Below are 20057 nucleotides of genomic sequence, written 5' to 3' on the forward strand. Positions count from 1 at the left end.
TCAAGCTTTTCCCTCGCCCCGGGTCGGGGTGAGGGGGAACGCAATCGGAGACTTTGCCGGGCGGTTCAGGCCCGCACGCGCTCGATCTGCGCGCCGCAGCGCCCGAGCTTGGCCTCCAGGGCCTCGAAGCCGCGGTCGAGATGGTAGACGCGGTTGATCTGCGTCTCGCCCTCCGCCGCCAGGGCGCCGATCACCAGCGAGACCGAGGCGCGCAGGTCCGTGGCCATCACGGGGGCGCCCTTCAGGCGCTCCACCCCCTCGACCACGGCGAGATCCCCGTCGAGGCGGATCTTCGCGCCGAGGCGGGCCAGTTCCTGCACGTGCATGAAGCGGTTCTCGAAGATCGTCTCGCGGATGCGCGACTGGCCCTTGGCCAGCGTCATCAGCGCCATGAACTGAGCCTGGAGATCGGTCGGGAAGCCGGGGAACGGGTCGGTGGTCACGTCGACGGGACTGATCCCGCCGCCGTTGCGGCGCACGCGGATGCCGTCGGACACGGACGTGACCTCGGCGCCGGTGGAGGCGAGGGTGTCGAGGGCCGAGGAGAGCAGGTCGGCCCGGGTGTTGACGAGTGTGACGTCGCCCCCGGTCATCGCCACCGCCATGGCGTAGGTGCCGGTCTCGATCCGGTCGGGCAGCACCTCGTGGCGGGCGCCGCCGAGGCGGGCCACGCCCTCCACGACGATGCGCGATTGGCCCGCACCCTCGATGCGCGCGCCCATCTTGATCAGGCACTCGGCGAGATCGACCACTTCCGGCTCGCGGGCGGCGTTGTCGATCACGGTCGTGCCGTAGGCGAGTGCGGCCGCCATCAACGCCACGTGCGTGCCGCCGACCGTGACCTTGGGGAAGTCGATCTCGGCACCGCGCAGGCCGTTCTTGGTGCGCGCCACGACGTAGCCGCCGTCGATCTCGATCTCGGCCCCGAGCCGCTCCAGCGCCATGAGCAGCAGGTCGACGGGACGGGTGCCGATGGCGCAGCCGCCGGGCAGGGAGACCTTGGCCTCGCCGAAGCGGGCGAGCAGCGGCGCGATCACCCAGAAGCTCGCCCGCATGGTCGAGACGAGTTCGTAGGGGGCGGTGGTGTCGATGATGTTCGAGGCGGTGAGCCGGATGGTCTGGCCGGTCTCGGCAGTCTGACCCGGGCGCTTGCCGACGACCATGTGGTCGACGCCATGATTGCCCAGGATGCGGGTCAGCGCCGCGATGTCGGCCAAGCGCGGCACGTTGATGAGTTCGAGCGTCTCGCCCGTCATCAGGCTCGCGATCATCAGCGGCAGCGCCGCGTTCTTCGCCCCCGAGATCGGAATGGTGCCGTTGAGCGGCGCGCCGCCGGTGATGTGGATGCGATCCATCGGGGTCCTCGGGGCGCCTCCCGGCCCGAAGGGCGGAGGTCGCTCGCGTTCTCGGGGGCGCGACGCCCCACGTTTCGAGGAGGAGGTATAGGCGGTATCCGGCAAAAAGAAGAAGCGTGGCCGCAACGCGTGGGGCGCGCCTTCGGGGGGCGCCTTCACGGCTTTGCGGAGACGCGCTCCTAAGTGCCGTCCGTGCGGGGCCCGGACGGCGATCCGGGGGCTGGCTCGGGGGGAGACTCGGCCGGCCCGTCCTCGGCGCGGCTCCGGGCCTGTGCCTTGCGCCGCCGCAGGTTGTCGCGCAGGGCCGCCTTGAGGCGGGCGGCGCGTTCCTCGTCCTTGGTCCCCATCCCGTCCCGGTTCATCGTTCCGTTCCGCCGAACCGTGGCCGGCCCGGTAGCGCTTCGCTCGATCGCGGCCTGATCCTAGCAGGAGATCGACCGACCTTCGATGCCGGCCTCGGCCCCTCGGCGGGCGCCTCGCGACGGGCCGGTACGCGACCGCGACCCTTCGTCACCGACCCGTGAATAGGTGCTCCCGAGAGGGGCAATCTGCGTCGATAAGCCGGCGCAAAGCAGGAATGTCTCGAACTCACCTTGAACCAGTTCGAAAATACCTCCTATCTTGCGGTCCCAGCGGCACCGGCAAGAAACGCGTCCAAGGAACGCGTCCTTGAGAGGAAGCGGGCGCCGCCGGTCGATGGAGATGACGCGCGGTTGACGCCGCGTCGCTCCCCGGGGGCTGAACCTCGGGAGATCATCGCTGCGGCCGCGAACGGCTCGGCAATGCCCCGAACGGGGCAGGAGCCGGGCCCGAATTCTTTACCCGAGGCGTCCCGAGAAGAACGCCCGGCCAGCCGAAAGCGTCGAGGACGGATGCCCGTGAACCTGATGCCCGTGAACGCTGCCGACAGCGCCCCCGTGTCCGACGAGTCGATCGTCGGCGGCGATGGCGGCGTGGACGAGTCCGGCGTAAGCAACGGCCGGGCCAGGATCGAGCGCCCGCTCGCGCGACCGGCCGGTCCGCGCACCGATTACGACGGCCACTTCCGCTCTGCCCTCGACCGGCTGCACAGCGAGCGCCGCTACCGCGTCTTCGCCGATATCGAGCGCATCTCCGGCCGCTTCCCCCAGGCCACGTGGCGGCGCCCCGAGGGCGGCACCCGCGAGATCACCGTGTGGTGCTCCAACGACTATCTCGGCATGGGCCAGCACCCGGAGGTGGTCGGCGCCCTGACCCAGACCGCCGCTCGCTGCGGCGTCGGCGCCGGCGGCACCCGCAACATCGCCGGCAACAACTCGCCCCTGGTCGATCTGGAGCGCGAACTCGCCGACCTGCACGGCAAGGAGGCGGGCCTCGTCTTCACCTCGGGCTACGTCTCGAACCAGGCCGGCATCTCGACGATCGCCAAGCTGCTGCCGAACTGCCTGATTCTGTCGGACGCCTTCAACCACAACTCGATGATCGAGGGCGTGCGCCATTCGGGCTGCGAGAAGCGGGTCTTCCGCCACAACGATCTGGAGCATCTCGAGCAGCTCCTCGCCGAGGCCGGCGACCGGCCCAAGCTGATCGCCTTCGAATCGGTCTACTCGATGGATGGCGACGTGGCGCCGATCGCCGCGATCTGCGACCTCGCCGACGCCTACGGCGCCATGACCTATCTCGACGAGGTGCACGCGGTCGGCCTCTACGGCGAGCGCGGCGCGGGCATCAGCGAGCGCGACGGGGTGATGCACCGCGTCGACGTGATCGAGGGCACGCTGGCCAAGGGCTTCGGCTGCGTCGGCGGCTACATCACCGGTTCAGCCACGCTCTGCGACGCGGTGCGCAGCCACGCCGCCGGCTTCATCTTCACCACCGCCCTGCCGCCGGCCATCGCCGCGGCGGCCCGCGCCTCGGTGCGCTACCTCAAGCGCTCGAAGGCCGAGCGCGAGGCGCATCAGCGTCAGGCGGCCCGCACCAAGGCGGCGCTGGAAGCTGCCGGCCTGCCGGTGCTCGCCACCGAGACCCACATCGTGCCGGTGATGGTGGGCGACGCCGAGCTGTGCAAGGCGGCGGCCGACCACCTGCTGGAGCGCCACGGCATCTACATCCAGCCGATCAATTATCCCACCGTTCCCCGGGGCACCGAGCGCCTACGCATCACCCCCTCGCCCTTCCACGACGACAGCCGCATCGCGGCGCTGACCGCCGCCCTGGTCGAGACCTGGGACACGCTGGACCTGCCGCGGGCGGGCACGGTGTTCGCGGCCGCGGCGGAGTAGGCTTTTTTCAGGACCCAGGCGGCCGCTAGAGTCTCGGCATGGCTCAGGTCTTCGATCGGACGCGCCTCGTCGAGGCCTTCGAACTGCTCGGCGCAGATCTCTCCGCGCGGGGCCTGTTCGTAGAGCTAGCCGTCTACGGCGGCGGCGCGCTGATGCTGCAATTCGCATGGCGTCGGGGCACCGACGACCGCCCTCGGTCGCTCACGTGGCCGAGCGGCTGGGTCTGCAGACCGACCGGCTCAACAAGGCGGTGGGCATGTTCACGCCCCTCGACGAGGACGAGGGGCTGTTCACGGCCTCCGGCCTCTACCCCGCCGACGGGACGCCCGGCCTGCGAACCTTCCTCGCGAAGCCGCAATACCTCCTGGCGATGAAGCTGCACGCCCTCAGGAGCCTCGACCGCGGCGAGCGCGACCTGCGCGATGCCAGGGCGCTCGCCCAGCATCTCGGCATTCGCGACGCGGCGGCGCTCCACGAACTCTGCGTCTCGGTCTACGACGAAGACCCGCCGGTGGAAGCAGGCCTTCGCTTCCGGTCCGTCTTCGACGCGGACGCCCCGCGATGAGGCCCGCCTCCCTGCGCGAGGTCGTCGAGCGGGCACGGGAGGACGGTGACTGGGATCATCACCTGCAGAACTTCCTCGACGCCTTCTACGCCCGCGACGGCGATCTCACCGCCCAAGCCGCGATGATCGCCGAGGATCCCGGCTTTCTGGGGCAGGCCCAGCCGGATGCCTTCCTCGGCGGGGTCGGCGAGCATCTTGCCCGGCGCTGGCGCCTGCCGTCCATCCCGTCCTGGGTTCGCCACGAGGCGCGCTACCTCATGACCGCGATGTTCGTGCCGGACGAGCGGAACCTGCGCCACTATCTTCTCTGCGTGAGTCCGGTCTCGTTTCGCCCGCGCCAGATCTTCACCGGCCCCGATCCGCTCCAGCGCGCCCGCTTCCCCTACCATCGCGGCGTGATCCGGATGCCGTTGACCTTTCCGCCGAATCGGCAGGTGCCGGCCGGCGGCGCGTGATCAGCGCGGCTTGGCGCCGTCCGTCCAGCCATGGGCCGCGGCGGCCTTGGCGATCCGGTCCTTGATCTGCGGCATCAGCCCGCCCATCCATTGCTGCATGCCCGTCAGCATGGCCTGGCTCAGGAGCGGCTGCGCCTTCACGAGGTTCTTGCCCGCGGGGGTGGCGTAGAAGGCGGCGATCGCCTTCAGGTCCTCCTTGGTGAGGACGGAGGCAAAGGAGAGGGCCTGGATCGAGAGCAGGTCGTCGTAGTTCTCCGAGAGCGTCGGCATCACGACCTCGTCCACCATCACCTGGGCGCGCTGCGGGTCCTTGAGGCCCATCTGCTGCATCATCCCGCCCATCGGCGCCTTCATGGCCGCCAGCACGGCGGCCCGATCGCCCTGCGAGGCCGCGACGACCTCGCGGGCGGCAGCCAGGCGCTCGGGGTCGGCGGTGACCTGCGAGGCGGCGGGGTTCGGCGGCGTCTGGGCCGTGGCCGGCATCGCGGCCGAGCCGAGCAGCAGGCCGAGGCAGCCCAGGCCGTGAAGGTAAACCGTCCGCATGATGTGCTGCTTCCTCGATGGGCGTGGGGGGCGATGAAGACGCCAGATGGCCGGTGCTGTCAAAGCGCGAGCACGAGCCCGTCCTCGGCGGCGATGTAGCCCTCCGGCGGATGGGCGATCATCTCCGGGCTCATATGGGTGAGCATCAGGCGCTTCGCGCCGATCTCGGGGATCCGCCGCCGCAGCGTCGCCCAGTCGAGGTGGAACTTGACCGGCCGCTCCACGGTGTAGCCTTCCGCGATCAGCAGGTCCGCGTCCCGCCCGGCCTCGATGATCGCGTCCACCCATTCGGTGTCGCCCGTATAGCTCACGACCCGGCCCGCGCTCTCGATGCGCAGTGCGTGCGCGGGGGCGCCGGAGGGATGGCGCATCGTGAAGGCGGTGGCCTTGGCGCTTCCGGCCTCGACCGGCTGCCCGGCCTCCATCTCCACGACCTCGACCCTGAAGCGGCGCTCGGCGGTGCTGGAGCCGGGAAACAGCACTTCCATGGCTGCCGGCAGGCGCTCGGCCGTACCCGGCGGCCCGACGATGGTCAGCGGCTCGGTGCGCCCGCTGACGAGCTGCCCATCCAGGATCAGCCAGGGCAGGCCGCCGAAATGGTCGCCGTGGAGATGGGTGAGGAAGACCGTGCCGATGCGGTTCGGCGCGACGCCGAAGCGGCGGATCGCGATGAGCGAGGAGGCGCCGCAATCGATGAGGAAGGCGCTGCCGGAAGCATCGTCCTGCGGATCGACGTGGAAGCAGGTGTTGAAGCGTCCGCCGGAGCCGAAGGCGTCGCCGCAGCCGAGGACCTGGAGCCGCATGGATTCTCCCTCCCGTGTCCGTCACGGCCTTCGATGTCGGTCGCCGGCCCCCGCCGGCAAGAGGTGGTGGTGCGAAGGGACGGCGAGGCGTTCCGCTCTCACCCGAGACCGATGCGGCGCATCTGCGCAGTCCTATCGGTGTGGATACTCGGGGGAGGCGCAGGATTGTCTTCCGAGGCTCGGTTAGGGTTCGGGGCCGGGCGATGCCCGCCGCCTTTCGATAGGGCGAGGACTCGGCCGGATAGCCTGCCCGCTCGGATGCGGAATCCGCTCCGCGACGATCGCCCCCCCTCGAACCCTCCGGACCCATGTCGATCCCGCCCCACCCCATGCCCTCCGTGATCCGCTCGGCCGCAGCCGAAGCCGCGGGCGCCCTTCCGGCCGGAGCCGCCGGGCTGATCGACCGGATCTACGAGGCGGCGGCGGTGCCCGAATTGTGGCGTCAGGTGCTGGCGGACCTCGCCCGGTTCGCGGGAGCCCCGCAGGCGGTGATGGTCGTCACGAGCGGCACTCATTTCCGCGGCTGGGTGACGTCCTCGCCCGAGTTCGACGAGTTGGTGCTCACCCATTTCGAGCGCTTCCCCGACAACGTCCGCTTCGGGCGGCTGCTCGGGATGCGCCATCCCGGCTTCCTGACCGATCTCGACGTGGTGTCGGCCGAGGAGGTGGCGGCGTTGCCGCTCTATCAGGACTTCCTGATTCCTGCGGGTTACGGCGCGGGCACGGCGACGGTGGTGCTGGCGCCGAGCGGCGACAGCGTCATCGTCCATTGCGAGCGGTCCCGGGCAGCGGGCGATTTCGGGCCGGACACGATCGCCGATCTCGATACCCTGCGCCCGCACCTCGCCCGGGCCTCCCTGCTCTCGGCCCGCCTGGAGATGGAGAGGGTCACCACCACGACGCAGACGCTCGAAGCACTCGGCCTGCCCGCCGCGGTGCTCGGCAGCGGCGGGCGCCTCATCGGCGCCAATCCCTCCCTCGTGGCGATGATGCCGCACACCCTGAGCGACCAGCCCACGCGTCTCGCCGCCGTCGATCCCGCTGCCGACAAGCTCCTGCGCGAGGCGGTGGAGCGCCCGGCAGAAGAGCGGTCGGTGCGCTCGATTCCGATCGCGGCGCGCGAGGAGCGGCCCCCGGTCATCCTGCACCTCGTGCCGATCCGCGGCGCGGCCCACGATGTCTTCGCCCGCGCCCGCTTCGTGCTCGTCGCCACCCCGGTCGTCGCCCGCGACGTGCCGGGCGCGGAGGTGGTCCAGGGCCTGTTCGACCTGACGCCGGCCGAAGCCCGGCTCGCCGCCCTGATCGCGGCGGGCGACGCGCCGATCCCGGCCGCGGCCAAGCTCGGCATCACGCCCAACACCGCCCGCACGGTGCTCAAGCGCGTGTTCCAGAAGACCGGCGTCTCGCGTCAGGCCGAACTCGTCGGCCTGCTCGCGGGCACGGCGCTGCCGCGATAGATCCGTGCCGCTCGCTCGCGTTCGACGAAAAGATCCGCTGTTCCGAGGTCGGCGGAGACTTGCGGGACTCGCAGGCCTCGCCGCTCGCAACTTGCAAAGATCCGCTCTATAAGCCCGGCTTCGCGCGAGGCGGGAGGGCCCGCGCGCATCACCCGGTGGGGTGAGCGGAGAGAAGATCATGGCCGAGCGGTGGACCCCCAAAACCTGGCGCAACCTGCCGATCCAGCAGGTCCCGTCCTATCCGGACGCGGGCGCTCTCCAGGCCGTCGAGGCGCAGCTCGCGAGCTTTCCGCCGCTGGTTTTTGCCGGTGAGGCCCGCAAGCTCAAGGCGGCCTTGGCGCGCGTCGGGGCGGGCGAGGCCTTCCTCCTGCAAGGTGGCGACTGCGCCGAGAGCTTCGACGAGCACTCGGCCGACAACATCCGCGATTTCTTCCGCGTCTTCCTGCAGATGGCGATGGTGCTCACCTTCGCGGGCGGCTCGCCCGTGGTGAAGGTCGGACGCATCGCCGGGCAGTTCGCCAAGCCGCGCTCCTCGCCGACGGAGACGCTCGACGGGGTGTCGCTGCCGAGCTACCGCGGCGACATCGTCAACGGCCTGACCTTCACCGACGAGGCCCGGATCCCCGATCCGAAGCGGCAGCTCGAAGCCTACCGGCAATCGGCGGCGACGCTGAACCTGCTGCGCGCCTTCGCCACCGGCGGCTACGCCAACCTCGAGAACGCGCATCGCTGGATGCTCGGCTTCGTCAAGGACAGCCCGCAATCCTCGCGCTACCGCGACGTGGCGGAGCGGATGTCGGACGCGCTCGACTTCATGCGCGCCATCGGCATCAACCCGGAGACGCACCAGGAGGTCCGCACCACGGACTTCTACACCAGCCACGAGGCGCTGCTGCTCGGCTACGAGGAGTCGCTGACCCGCGTCGATTCGACGAGCGGCGACTGGTACGCCACCTCCGGCCACATGCTCTGGATCGGCGACCGCACCCGCCAGCCGGACCACGCCCACGTCGAATATGCCCGCGGCATCAAGAACCCGATCGGCCTCAAATGCGGGCCCTCGACCACGGCCGAGGGGCTGATCCGCCTGATCGACCTCCTCAATCCGGAGAACGAGGCCGGCCGCCTCAGCCTGATCTGCCGCTTCGGCGCGGACAAGGTCGGCGACCACCTGCCGGGGCTGATCCGCACCGTGCAGCGCGAGGGCCGCAACGTGGTGTGGGTCTGCGATCCGATGCACGGCAACACCATCGCCGCCGGCCGTTACAAGACCCGGCCGTTCGAGCGGGTGATGCAGGAGATCGAGGGCTTCTTCGGCGTGCACCGCGCGGAAGGCACGATCGCCGGCGGCATCCATCTGGAGATGACCGGCAAGGACGTCACCGAGTGCACGGGCGGCGCCCGGGCGTTGACGGCCGACGACCTTCAGGACCGCTACCACACCTATTGCGACCCGCGCCTCAACGCGGAGCAGGCGCTGGAAGTGGCCTTCCTGACCGCCGAACTGGTCAAGCGCGAGCGCGCCGAGATCGAGCGCCCGCGCCTCGACGCGGCTGAATAGGGCTCCCTCCGCAGGGGCTCGCCGCTCGCCGGACGGGTAAAGCAAAAGGGGCGGACGCGATCACGGGATCGCGTCCGCCCCTTCGCGTTCGAGGGGAGGGCCGCGAACGGGCACGCCCCGGCCGAGAAATCGTCGGCGAAGCACCACATCGGCCCGCGTCAAGAATGTTTCTGCGGTCCAAGCTTGGTTAACGCTTCGTGCATGATCGGTTTCGGGGACGGCATGGCGGCGCGGGCAATCAGGAAGACCTCACAGATCCGCAAGCTCTGGCCGGGCCGGGACGTGCGATCGCCCCCCGCCGCGCCCCCGCCGCCGGAGCGGGCCGATCCCTCCTTGGGCGAAGGGCCGGCGAAGCCGTCCCCGCACGAACTCACCGCGCACGAACTCATCGCCATGGCCCGCTCCGCCCGCTCGCGCCGCAGCCCCGCCTGAGAACAGCCTCGTGCCGCGACGCTTCGCGCAACGCCGTGCAATCAGCCCGCCTCCCCGCCGCGGATCCGGCCCGGGAGGCCCACGATGTGTGCGCTCGGCTTCATGGGCGTAACGCTGCCGCGTCAGGCCGGAGAACGCGCTCGCCCCCACTCGGGGGCGGCATGGGCTCGGCCGCGCGACGGCGTCGGGATCACGGCTTGCCGAGTGTCAAGGTTCCGTCGTTCATGAAGGAGAAGACGACTCCGTGCTCGCGAAGGGCCGCGAGCGCCGAGCCGCGGGCGTGCCCGGACGCGCTCGCATCGTCGTCTTCCAGTCGGCGGACCGTCGAGTAGGACAGCCGGGCGGCGGCGGCGAGTTCGTGCATCGACCAGCCGAGCAGGGCACGCCCGGCCCGCAGGTGCCGGCCCTGGACGAAGCGTTCCAGGCTGTCGCGCATCGCGCTGGGCGCGCTTCCCGCCAAGTGGAGCGGGGCGATGTAGTTCATCCATCTCTCGATGCCGCCGCCAGGGCCGAACATCGGCACCATGACCATGCGGTAGGGGATGGTCTCGCCGCTCGCCAACAGGAGGCGCGGCTGGGTGTGGACGACCTGCTTGGTGAGATAGAGTTCCCGTCCGTGGTCGCGCCAGCGCGCGCGCTCCTCCTTCAGGACGGGCAGGGTCGGCTCGTCGAGCAGAACCTGCTTCGGCTGGCCGACCAGTTCCAGCCATTCGGGCGAGAAGTCGGTGTAGGGGTAGTTCAGCGTCACGGAGGTGAAGGCGCCGGCCTGCTCGAAGATCTTCCGCTTGCGCCGCCGCTCCGCCGCCTGCGCCCGCGCCAGGATCTCGCGGTCGCTCACGTCGAGCAGCACGCCTATGGCCTGGACCGGGCGCCCATCCGGTGCCGCGACGATCTCGCCGCGGCTCATCACGGTGCGCAGCGTCCCGTCCGGGCGGAGGATGCGAAAGGTCTGCTGGGCCATCCGGCCCGCCTGCAGCATGTCCGCGGACGAGACGACGCCGGCGCAATCCTCCGGGTGAACGAGTGCGAGCAGGAGGTCGTACGCAGCCCGGGTCGAGCCGGAATCGAGGCCGAGGATGCGGAACAGGCCGGGCGACCAGATGTGCTCGTTCGTGGCGAAGGTCCAAGACCACGTCCCGGTCAGCCCGAAGCCTTTCACCATCCTGAGGATGTTGTGAGGCAACGGAGAACTTGCGGTCTGGAGCATCGCCGGCACGTGTCGACCGATATCGGGCGAATTTGCGTCCGCTCGCGACTTCGTTATCTGCCCGTTTGCACCTTGGCTGGAAAGCGGCTTTTGCAGTCCCGGAACAAGCCTTGCCACGCTGAAAATGCATTATGTATCAGCAAGCAGGTGCGGCTGCCGAACAGCTTGGCATGTCGGCTGTGTTGGAGAGGCGGAAGGCCTTCTGCGCCTCCGTCAGCAAGATAACGTTGCCGCTTGGTCCGGCTGTAGCGCTGCGCGCATCGCGCGAGGAATCGGGCAGCGGTGGATAGCCGAGGCGGCGCCCCCACCGGCAGCCGTGACGAAGCCGCTCCCGGCGGCGCGGGCCGGCCTGCCGGGCCCGCGGGCTCGGGATCACCGCCGACGAGGATGCGGGCGGAGGCGCGTCGGTTACTGCACCAGCGCGAGGCGCCCACGGACGGAGGGGGTGTCGGTCCGGATCGGCGGCTCGGCGTGGCCGGCGAAGAAGTCCTCGACCATCTCCCGCAGCACCTCGGCGAGGTCGCCGCCACGATCCACCTCGACATGCACGTCGTTGCCGACGGAGCGGCCGAGGCCCGGCGCGGCGCTGCTCACCAGCGCGACGAGCCGCTCGTTATACTCCGCCCCGAGCCCCGTCACGGCGATGAAGTTGCGCCCGCCCAGGACGGGGCCGTACTTCACGATGATGCGGTGTTCGTGGTCGGAGCCGTCCTGCAGCGTGGCGGTGACGCTGACGAAGTCGTCGCGATCCACCTCCGGGCTGGAGCACACGATCCGGCCATGCTCGATGCCGTCCTCCTCCAGAACTTCGGCCATGAGGGTGAGGGCTTCCGTGATCGGCGTGAGCGCCCGCGTCCCCTCTTGGAGAAGCTGGGCACGGACCCGGTTCTTCTGTGCGTCGGCCGCCCGAAGGCGGGCGCGAAAGCGATTCTTGATGTCGAAGGGGTTCGTCATGGAGGGGCCCCGTCTCGAATGTTCGGTGGTGCCGGATTGATTCCAAAGCTATGAAGCTGACCAATAAACGTCAAGCTGATGCACAGTATTCATGCCTGCTTCGACGGTGAGCTATTGCACGCTTCCATGGCTTGCCCAATTTTTGAGCAAAATGTTCCGCGTCGATATTTGCTGCGTCGCACGCGGGGGCTCGATCGTGGCCGACCGCAAGGCAGCGGCCGCGCATTGCGCCCTCTCGGGGAAAACGCGTATCCGAGGTGCCTGTTGTCCGCCCCGCACCGCGGGGACGAGCCGGGAGAGAGGCGGAGTTGAGCGCCACCATCGCGAGCATGACGGGCTTTGCCCGCGCCGCCGGCACCACCGGTCCGGTTCAGTGGCTCTGGGAGATCCGCTCCGTGAACGGGCGCGGGCTCGACATCCGAGTGCGGGTGCCGAACGGCTTCGAGGCGGCGGGCGAGGCCGTCCGCGCCGGCCTGTCCAAGGCGCTCTCCCGCGGCCAGTGTCAGCTCGGCCTCACCCTGACGCGCCCCGAGGCCGGGGTGCGGGTGCGCATCGACGAGGATCTGCTCGCGCGCCTCGCCGCGGCGGTGGCCCGGGTGCCGCGCCCCGAGGGCGTCGGCCCCGCCACCCTCGACGGGTTGCTCGCCCTGCGCGGCGTCGTCGAGACGGAGGTCGAGGCCGGCGCCGATCCCGACCGGCTCAACCGTGATCTCGCCGCCGGCGCCGAGCGCTTGGTCGCCGACCTCGTCGCCGCACGTCGGGCGGAGGGCGCGGCGCTGCGCAGCATCGTGGAGGACCAGCTCGGCCAGATCGCCCGCCTGACGCAGGCGGCCGAGGATTGCCCGGCCCGCCGGCCCGAGGCCGTGCGCGCCCGCCTCGCGGAAGCCGTGGCGGCGCTCGCGGGCGCCGGCGGCCTCGACGCCGACCGGCTGCACCAGGAGGCGGTGCTGCTTGCCGCTAAGGCGGACGTGCGCGAGGAACTCGACCGGCTGCGCGCCCATCTCGCCGCCGCGGGCGAGCTGCTGGCCCAGGGCGGCGCGATCGGCCGGCGGCTCGACTTCCTGGCGCAGGAGCTGGGCCGCGAGGCCAACACGCTCTGCGCCAAGGCCGGCGACATCAGCCTGTCGCGGATCGGACTCGACTTGAAGGCCGTGGTGGAGCAATTCCGCGAGCAGGTGCAGAACGTCGAGTGAGGACGTTCGACGTGCGCAGCGGAGAGGACGGTCGATGACGCAGGACGCCACGCAGGGGAGGCCGGACATCGCCCGGCGCGGGCTGATCCTGATCCTGTCCTCGCCCTCGGGCGCGGGCAAGACGACGCTGACCCGCGCCATCGCCCAGGATGGCGGCTGGGGGCTCGATCTGTCGATCTCGGTCACCACGCGGGCGCGCCGCCCTTCGGAGATCGACGGCCGGCACTACCGCTTCATCGAACGGGAGGCGTTCGAGGATCTGCGCGCGCGCGACGACCTGCTCGAATGGGCCGAGGTCCACGGCAATTTCTACGGCACCCCGCGCCGCCCGGTGGAGAAGACGCTGGGCCAGGGCCGGGACATGATCTTCGACATCGACTACCAGGGCACCCGGCAGGTCCGGCAGCGGCTGCAGGACGACGTGGTGACGGTGTTCATCCTGCCGCCGAGCTTTTCGGAGTTGCGCAACCGCCTGGAGCGCCGGGCGGAGGATTCGCCCGAGACCATCGAGCGGCGGCTGGCCAACGCCCGCAACGAGATGCAGCGCTGGAGCGAGTACGACTACGTCATCGTCAACGACGATCTCGACGAGTCCTTCCGCGCTCTGCAGGCGATCCTGACGGCCGAGCGCCTCAAGCGGTCCCGCCGCACCGGCCTGCCGGGCTTCGTGGACGGGCTGCTGGCCGAGGCCGAGCGGGGCGCCTGAGGAGCGGAGGGCGGCTCACTCCGCCGCCGTGCGCGGCGCGCCCGGCAGCGCCTCCTCCACCTGCGCGGCGTGGAGGCGCCGGTAGTAGCCGTCGCCCGCCATCAGAGCGTCGTGGCGGCCCTGCTCGGCGATGCCGTTCTCCGCCACCACGACGATGCGGTCGGCGTAACGGATCGTGGCGAGGCGGTGGGCGATCACCAGCGTCGTGCGCCCCTGCGCCAGCTCGAACAGAGAGGCCTGGATCTCCCGCTCGGTCTGGGTGTCGAGCGCCGAGGTCGCCTCGTCGAGGATCAGGATCGGCGGGTTCTTGAGGAAGGCCCGGGCGATGGCCAGCCGCTGCTTCTGGCCGCCCGAAAGCTTGACTCCGCGCTCGCCGATCACCGTGTCGAGCCCTTCGGGCAGCGCGGCGATCAGCGTATCGAGCCGGGCGCGGGCGGCCGCCTCCATGATCTCGGCCTCGCTGGCGCCGAGGCGGCCGTAGGCGATGTTCTCACGGATCGTGCCGGCGAACAGGAACACGTCCTGCTGCACGATGCCGATCTGGCCGCGCAGGGAGGCCAGCGTCAGGTCGCGGATGTCGTGGCCGTCGATGGTGATGCGCCCGGCCTCCGCCTCGTAGAAGCGCGGGATCAGCGAGAGCAGCGTGGTCTTGCCCGCGCCCGAGGGACCGACGAAGGCCACCGTCTCGCCCGCGTGGATGGTCAGGTCGATGTCGGAGAGCACGGGCCGGTCCGGGCTGTAGCCGAAGCGCACGCCCTCGAAGCGGATCTCGCCCCTGAGCGGCGGGGCAGGAATTGCGCCGGGCCGGTCGGCGATGTCGGCCTCCGTCGCCAGCAGCGCCTGATAGCGCCGGAACCCGGCGATGCCCTTCGGGTAGGTCTCGATGACGGCGCCGATCTTCTCCAGCGGCCGGTAGAATACGCCCACCAGCAGCAGGAAGCCGACGAAGCCGCCCGCCGAGAGATCGCCCCGCACCACGAAGGCGGCGCCGCCCAGAAGCACCACGATCTGCACGAGGCGCAGGCCGAGATAGTTGATCGAGAGCGCGCCGGCCATGAGCCGGTAGGCTTCGAGCTTGGTGGTGCGGTATTTCAGGTTGTCGGCGGCGAAGAGCGCCCGCTCGTGCGGCTCGTTGGCGAAGGCCTTCACCACGCGGATGCCGCCGACATTCTCCTCGATGCGGGCGTTGAAGGCGCCGACCCGCCCGTACTGGGTCTGCCAGTTGCGGGTCATGCGCCCGCCGTAGCGGATCGTCACGAAGGCGATCAGCGGCAGGATCGCCACCGTCACCAGGGCGAGCGGCGGGTGGACGAGGAACATCAGCACGAAGGCGCCGATCAGCGTCATCACGGCGATGAAGAAGTCCTCCGGCCCGTGATGGGCGACCTCGCCGATCTCCTCCAGATCCTTGGTGACGCGGGCCACGAGATGGCCGGTCTTCTGCCCGTCGAAGAAGCGGAACGAGAGCTTCTGCAGGTGATCGAAGGCGCGGGCGCGCATCTCGGTCTCGATGTTGATGCCCAGCACGTGGCCCCAATAGGTCACCACCACCATCAGGCCGGCATTGGTGACGTAGAGGAGCGTCAGGCCGGCGGCGGCGAGCAGGATCAGGCCCCAATCCTGCTGCGGCAGCAGCCGGTCGACGAAGGCTTTGACGGCCAGCGGGAAGCCGAGTTCGAGCAGGCCCGAGAGCACGGCGCAGCCGAAATCCACCAGGAACAGCGTCCGGTGCGGCCGGTAATAGGCGAGGAAGGCCTTCAGCATGGCGCGGATGTGATGTGCATTCTGGCCCGGACGAGGGCGGCGCGGCGAATCTCCGCCGTTCCCCCGCGCATAGGGGAGGGCGCGCCGATGCGCCAGGAGCGGTGACGCGGGGCGGACCTCATGCCGCTGCCCGATCTGCCGCTTGGTCCGCCTCGAGCGTGCGGGCGATCGCCCGGCGCAGGAGCAGCACGGCGAGCCCGTAGAGCGGCACGGCCAGGGCGAAGTAGGTCGGCCAGCCCAGAGCCCCGGCGAGTGCCGGGGCGCCGACCCGCAACGGCATGGCGGCGAAGAAGGCCGCGCCGAACAAGAGCGCGTAGTCGGTGGCGGGCTGCGGCCCCTGCGCCCAGCGGTAGATCATGTTGAAGACCGGCACGCCGAGCCCGCCGCCGCACAGGATGCCGAGGATCGCCGCCGCGATGCCGAGGCCGGGCGAGCCCGCCGCGGCGGCTGCCAGCATCAGCAGGCCCGAGGCCGCCACGCCCGCAGCGGAGACGGTGATGAGCGGCAGCGTGCCGACCCGCCGGACGAGAAAGCCGGAGACCAGGGCCATGACGAGGTTGATGCCCGAGGAGAGCCCTCCGGTGACGAGCCCCACCTCGGAGAGCGGCACGCCGAGATCGAGCAGCGCGAGGTTGTTCGAGCCCGACAGCGCGAAGATCGCCGCGAAGTAGAGGCCGAGCACCGCGACGCGCCCGCCGAGAAGGCGCAGGCGGCCGAAATCCAGCGCGCCGCGCGCCGAGCGCGAAAAGCTCAGGCGCAGCCGCCGCTCGGGATAGAACAGCATCGGCAGGAGGCAGAGCGCGTTGAGGACCGCCACGGCGAGGACGGAAACCTCCCAGCCGAGACGGTCGTACTCGGCGATCAGGACGCCGGCGCCGAAGATGCCGCCGAGCGAGGCGCCGCAGAGCTTGGCCGAGGCGACGTAGGGCCGCCGCTCCGGGCCGACCGTCTCCACCACCAGGGCTTCGAGCGCGATGTCCATCGTGGCGACGCAGAAGCAGGTGGCGATGGCGAGCGCGAACTGGGTCGGCAGCGGCCAGGCCTCGCCCCGGCTCAGCACGGCGAGCAGGGCGATGGCGCCTCCCTGCATCAGCACGATCCAGCCGAGCCGGTGGGGCAGGCGCGGCAGGCGCAGGCGGTCCACCAGCGCCGCCCAGAGGAAGGTGAGCCCGACCGGCAGGTTGATGAGCTGGAGGAAGCCGACTTCCGCCAGTTCCACGCCGCGCGCCCGCAGGATCAGGGGCGCGCCGCTGATGAGGAAGCCCAGCGTAGTGCCGAAGGTGATGTAGAGACAGAAGAACGGCGCGAGCCGAGCCAGCGCGGTCAGGCCCGTTTCCCGGGGGAGGGCGCTGTCGCGCACGGCCTCGAGACCGGACGCACTCACTGTCGCGGGCCGGGCCGCAGCCGGGTATCCATGCGCAGGACCGTGGTTGGAAGGGGCTGGTGCGGAGATACAGGCGTGGGGGAACGCCGTCGATCCGCTGCGCGGGCATGGCAGGCCCGACCGGTCTCGTCCGGCAGGTGTCCTCGGACGGCTCTCGCGTTGCGGCGCGGCAATACCCATATCTGGGAACACCGAAGGACTTGCGCTGCCGAGCGCGGATCGGCCTGATGGCGTTTCGCCATACGCCGGCCGGCCTTCCCTTTTTCGCTCAGCCCGGACACGGAGAGCCCATGAGCTCCGGACACGCCCCGACTTCCTCCTCGCCCGCCAACGCCGCCCTCGAAGGCGGCGACGACGCCGTGCTGCCCTTCGCCGTCGAGGCCCTGGACCTGCGCGGCCGCGCGGTGCGGCTCGGACCTTCGATCGACACCATCCTGCGCCGCCACGGCTATCCAGACGCGGTCGCCCGGCTGATCGGCGAGGCGGCGGCGCTCACCGTGCTGCTCGGTTCCTCGCTGAAGCTCGAAGGCCGCTTCCAGCTCCAGACCAAGACCGACGGGCCGGTCGGCATGCTGGTGGTCGATTTCGAGGCGCCCGACCGGTTGCGCGCCACGGCCCGCTTCGAGGCGGAGCCCGTCGCGGCCCTCGGGCCGAAGGCGCGCGCCGCCGACCTGATGGGCCGGGGCCACCTCGCCATGACCATCGACCAGGGGGCTTCGCAGAGCCGCTACCAGGGCGTCGTCGCGCTGGAAGGGCAAAGTCTGGAGGAGGCGGCGCACCAGTATTTTCGCCAGTCGGAGCAGATTCCGACGCTGGTGCGCCTCGCCGTGGCCGAGCAGATGGAGGGTGGCGAGAGCCGCTGGCGGGCCGGCGGCCTGCTCGTGCAGTTCCTGCCGACCTCGCCCGACCGGCTGCGCCAGGCCGACCTGCCGCCGGGCGACGCGCCGGAGGGCCACGAGATCCTCACCGGCGGACCCGGAGAGGACGATGCCTGGACCGAGGCACGCAGCCTCGTGAACACCGTGGAGGACCACGAACTGGTCGATCCGGCGGTGTCGAGCGAGCGCCTGCTCTACCGGCTCTTCCACGAGCGCGGGGTGCGGGTGTTCGATGCGCAGGAGGTGGTCGAGCGCTGCCGCTGCTCACAGGAGCGGGTGATGGGCATGATCCGCTCCTTCTCGCCCGAGGAGCGCCGGGACATGGTGGCCGATGACGGCAGCATCGGCATCACCTGCGAGTTCTGCTCGCGGCGCTACGTGCTCGATCCGGCCGAGGTGGAGCGGGAGATCGCTGCACCCGGAGCGTGAGGGGATCGGCTCGAATGCCGCGACGGAGAAGTACGCGATCGCGATGGTCTTGTGATCACGCGCTCGCGTCCGCATCCACTTCGCGCGATAGGCGATGAAGGAAGTTCGGTTCGCCGACCGAAGCTTTTCAGTCGATGAAAACGTTCTCACAAGCGTGATGCGACCCCGATCCGCTCCATGCTAAGGAGACTGCGGGCCTCCTTGCGGAACCGCCCATGCCGTCGATACCCGAACGAGGCGAACGAGCCATGCCGGAGCTTCACCCCGTGGTCGCCGCGGTCACCGAGCGCGTGATCGCGCGCTCCCGCGACAGCCGCCGCGCCTATCTGGAGCTGATCGAGCGGGAGAGGGAGGCGGGCGTACATCGCCCGATGCTCGCCTGCGGAAATCTCGCCCACGGCTTCGCGGCGTCGGGTGAGGACAAACCGGCGATCATCGCCGGGCGGGCGATGAACATCGGCATCGTCACCGCCTATAACGACATGCTCTCGGCCCATCAGCCCTACGGGCGCTATCCGGAACAGATCAAGCTGTTCGCCCGCGAGGTCGGGGCGACGGCGCAGGTGGCCGGCGGCACACCCGCCATGTGCGACGGCGTCACGCAAGGCCAGCGCGGCATGGAGCTGTCGCTGTTCTCCCGCGACACCATCGCCCTCTCCGCCGCGGTGGGCTTGAGCCACGGCATGTTCGAGGGCGCGGCCCTGCTCGGCATCTGTGACAAGATCGTGCCGGGGCTGATCATCGGCGCGCTGCGCTTCGGCCACCTGCCGGTGATCCTGATCCCGGCCGGCCCCATGCCCTCTGGGCTCGCCAACAAGGAGAAGCAGCGCATCCGCCAGCTCTATGCCGAGGGCAAGGTCGGCCGGGCGGAACTGCTGGAGAGCGAATCCGCCTCCTATCACGGAGCCGGCACCTGCACCTTCTACGGCACCGCCAATTCCAACCAGATGATGATGGACGTGATGGGCCTGCACATGCCCGGCGCCTCCTTCATCAATCCCGGCACGCGGCTGCGGCAGGCGGTGACGCGCTCGGCGATCCACCGCCTGACCGAGATCGGCTGGAACGGCAACGACTACCGCCCGCTCGGGCGCTGCATCGACGAGAAGGCGATCATCAACGCCATCGTCGGCCTGCTCGCCACCGGCGGTTCGACCAACCACGCGATCCACCTGCCGGCCATGGCGCGCGCCGCCGGCATCGTCATCGACTGGGAGGATTTCGACCGTCTCTCCGGCGTGGTGCCGCTGGTCGCCCGGGTCTATCCGAACGGCGCGGGCGACGTGAACCACTTCCACGCCGCCGGCGGCATGTCCTACGTCATCGCCTCGCTGATCGATGCCGGGCTCCTGCACGACGACATCCTCACGGTGGCGGGCACGCGCCTGCGCGATCACGCCCGCGATCCCAAGCTCCTGGGCGAGGGCAACGACCTCACCTTCGAGGATGCGCCGGCCGAGTCCCTCGACGACACGATGCTGCGTCCGCCGGCCAACCCCTTCCAGGCGGATGGCGGGATGCGGCTGGTCAAGGGCAATCTCGGCCGGGCCACCTTCAAGACGAGCGCGGTCGAGCCCGAGCGCCGCACCATCGAGGCGCCGGCCCGGGTCTTCTCCGATCAGGACGAGGTCATCGCCGCCTTCAAGGCGGGCGAGCTGGAGCGGGACGTGGTGGTGGTCGTGCGCTTCCAGGGCCCGCGGGCGAACGGCATGCCGGAACTGCACAAGCTCACCCCGCCGCTCGGCGTGCTTCAGGATCGCGGCCACAAGGTCGCCCTGGTCACCGACGGGCGAATGTCGGGCGCCTCGGGCAAGGTGCCGGCGGCGATCCATGTCAGCCCCGAGGCGGTCGGCGGCGGTCCCATCGGCCGCATCCGCGACGGTGACGTGATCCGCCTCTCGGCCGAGGGCGGGCTCCTGGAGGTGCTGGTCGATCCGGCCGAGTGGGAGAGCCGCACCGATGCGGCCCAGCCGCCGCCCGGTCTCGGCACCGGCCGCGAGCTGTTCGCCTTCATGCGCCACGGTGCCGACGACGCCGAGCGCGGCGGCTCGGCCATGCTGGCCGCGGCAGGGCTTTGACCAAAGCGCCGTCCTTGCGAGCGTGAACGAAG

18 protein-coding genes are annotated in these 20057 nt (G+C 70.4%); 10 read left to right on the top strand and 8 right to left on the bottom strand.

Annotated elements, in window-relative coordinates:
• Positions 1 to 65: 65 nt before the first annotated feature.
• Both murA and BY998_RS15395 read right to left on the bottom strand, forming a co-directional pair.
• A complete protein-coding gene (gene murA / locus BY998_RS15390) occupies positions 66 to 1355 on the bottom strand; it encodes a UDP-N-acetylglucosamine 1-carboxyvinyltransferase (protein ID WP_110352491.1) in 1290 nt (429 codons plus the stop codon).
• A gap of 179 nt (positions 1356 to 1534) precedes the next feature.
• Positions 1535 to 1717: a hypothetical protein gene (locus BY998_RS15395; RefSeq protein ID WP_110352492.1), complete on the bottom strand. Its 183-nt coding sequence runs from the start codon at positions 1715 to 1717 to the stop codon at positions 1535 to 1537.
• Positions 1718 to 2227: 510 nt separating this feature from the next.
• Here BY998_RS15395 and hemA point away from each other — a divergent pair.
• The 3 genes from hemA (at position 2228) to BY998_RS15410 (ending at position 4636) form a co-directional block, all read left to right on the top strand.
• A complete protein-coding gene (gene hemA, locus BY998_RS15400) occupies positions 2228 to 3616 on the top strand; it encodes a 5-aminolevulinate synthase (protein ID WP_110352493.1) in 1389 nt (462 codons plus the stop codon).
• A gap of 205 nt (positions 3617 to 3821) precedes the next feature.
• The gene (locus BY998_RS15405) at positions 3822 to 4181 is read left to right on the top strand and encodes a hypothetical protein (RefSeq protein ID WP_245421607.1); all 360 of its coding nucleotides are present in this window, start codon (positions 3822 to 3824) and stop codon (positions 4179 to 4181) included.
• The gene (locus BY998_RS15410) at positions 4178 to 4636 is read left to right on the top strand and encodes a hypothetical protein (RefSeq protein ID WP_110352494.1); all 459 of its coding nucleotides are present in this window, start codon (positions 4178 to 4180) and stop codon (positions 4634 to 4636) included. Before BY998_RS15405 ends, BY998_RS15410 begins: the two co-directional genes overlap by 4 nt.
• Here BY998_RS15410 and BY998_RS15415 read toward each other — a convergent pair whose 3' ends face one another.
• Together BY998_RS15415 and BY998_RS15420 are read right to left on the bottom strand one after the other, a co-directional pair.
• Positions 4637 to 5179, bottom strand: a complete 543-nt coding sequence (locus tag BY998_RS15415) for a DUF2059 domain-containing protein (RefSeq protein ID WP_110352495.1) — start codon at positions 5177 to 5179, stop codon at positions 4637 to 4639.
• A gap of 59 nt (positions 5180 to 5238) precedes the next feature.
• Positions 5239 to 5982 (bottom strand): MBL fold metallo-hydrolase, encoded by a 744-nt coding sequence (locus BY998_RS15420; RefSeq protein WP_110352496.1) that lies wholly within the window; start codon positions 5980 to 5982, stop codon positions 5239 to 5241.
• Positions 5983 to 6290: 308 nt separating this feature from the next.
• Between BY998_RS15420 and BY998_RS15425 the strand changes: the two genes are divergently transcribed.
• From BY998_RS15425 to BY998_RS15435, 3 genes are all read left to right on the top strand, one after another.
• Entirely contained in the window at positions 6291 to 7439 is a 1149-nt protein-coding gene (locus BY998_RS15425; protein ID WP_110352497.1) for a helix-turn-helix transcriptional regulator, read from the top strand.
• Between the two features lie 178 nt (positions 7440 to 7617).
• The gene (locus BY998_RS15430; RefSeq protein ID WP_110352498.1) at positions 7618 to 9000 is read left to right on the top strand and encodes a 3-deoxy-7-phosphoheptulonate synthase class II; all 1383 of its coding nucleotides are present in this window, start codon (positions 7618 to 7620) and stop codon (positions 8998 to 9000) included.
• A gap of 201 nt (positions 9001 to 9201) precedes the next feature.
• On the top strand, positions 9202 to 9432 hold the full coding sequence (locus tag BY998_RS15435; protein ID WP_110352499.1) for a hypothetical protein: 231 nt from the start codon (positions 9202 to 9204) through the stop codon (positions 9430 to 9432).
• Between the two features lie 190 nt (positions 9433 to 9622).
• Here BY998_RS15435 and BY998_RS15440 read toward each other — a convergent pair whose 3' ends face one another.
• On the bottom strand, positions 9623 to 10594 hold the full coding sequence (locus tag BY998_RS15440) for a PAS domain-containing protein (protein ID WP_245421608.1): 972 nt from the start codon (positions 10592 to 10594) through the stop codon (positions 9623 to 9625).
• 453 nt (positions 10595 to 11047) lie between these two features.
• The gene (locus tag BY998_RS15445) at positions 11048 to 11593 is read right to left on the bottom strand and encodes a hypothetical protein (RefSeq protein ID WP_110352501.1); all 546 of its coding nucleotides are present in this window, start codon (positions 11591 to 11593) and stop codon (positions 11048 to 11050) included.
• 329 nt (positions 11594 to 11922) lie between these two features.
• Here BY998_RS15445 and BY998_RS15450 point away from each other — a divergent pair, with 329 nt between their 5' ends.
• Both BY998_RS15450 and gmk read left to right on the top strand, forming a co-directional pair.
• On the top strand, positions 11923 to 12786 hold the full coding sequence (locus BY998_RS15450; protein WP_110352586.1) for a YicC/YloC family endoribonuclease: 864 nt from the start codon (positions 11923 to 11925) through the stop codon (positions 12784 to 12786).
• Positions 12787 to 12820: 34 nt separating this feature from the next.
• Positions 12821 to 13492, top strand: coding sequence for a guanylate kinase (gmk, locus tag BY998_RS15455; RefSeq protein ID WP_110352502.1), 672 nt, complete (start codon positions 12821 to 12823; stop codon positions 13490 to 13492).
• A gap of 15 nt (positions 13493 to 13507) precedes the next feature.
• Here gmk and BY998_RS15460 read toward each other — a convergent pair whose 3' ends face one another.
• Entirely contained in the window at positions 13508 to 15256 is a 1749-nt protein-coding gene (locus BY998_RS15460) for an ABC transporter ATP-binding protein (RefSeq protein ID WP_110352503.1), read from the bottom strand.
• A gap of 118 nt (positions 15257 to 15374) precedes the next feature.
• Entirely contained in the window at positions 15375 to 16616 is a 1242-nt protein-coding gene (locus tag BY998_RS15465; protein WP_110352587.1) for an MFS transporter, read from the bottom strand.
• Between the two features lie 314 nt (positions 16617 to 16930).
• On the opposite strand from BY998_RS15465, the gene BY998_RS15470 reads away from it, so the two are divergent.
• Both BY998_RS15470 and edd read left to right on the top strand, forming a co-directional pair.
• Positions 16931 to 17947, top strand: a complete 1017-nt coding sequence (locus BY998_RS15470; RefSeq protein ID WP_110352504.1) for an Hsp33 family molecular chaperone — start codon at positions 16931 to 16933, stop codon at positions 17945 to 17947.
• A 248-nt stretch (positions 17948 to 18195) separates the two neighbouring features.
• Positions 18196 to 20025, top strand: a complete 1830-nt coding sequence (gene edd, locus BY998_RS15475; RefSeq protein ID WP_110352505.1) for a phosphogluconate dehydratase — start codon at positions 18196 to 18198, stop codon at positions 20023 to 20025.
• Positions 20026 to 20057: the final 32 nt, after the last annotated feature.

The sequence above is a fragment of the Methylobacterium sp. B4 genome (assembly GCF_003201865.1).
Taxonomy (GTDB): domain Bacteria; phylum Pseudomonadota; class Alphaproteobacteria; order Rhizobiales; family Beijerinckiaceae; genus Methylobacterium.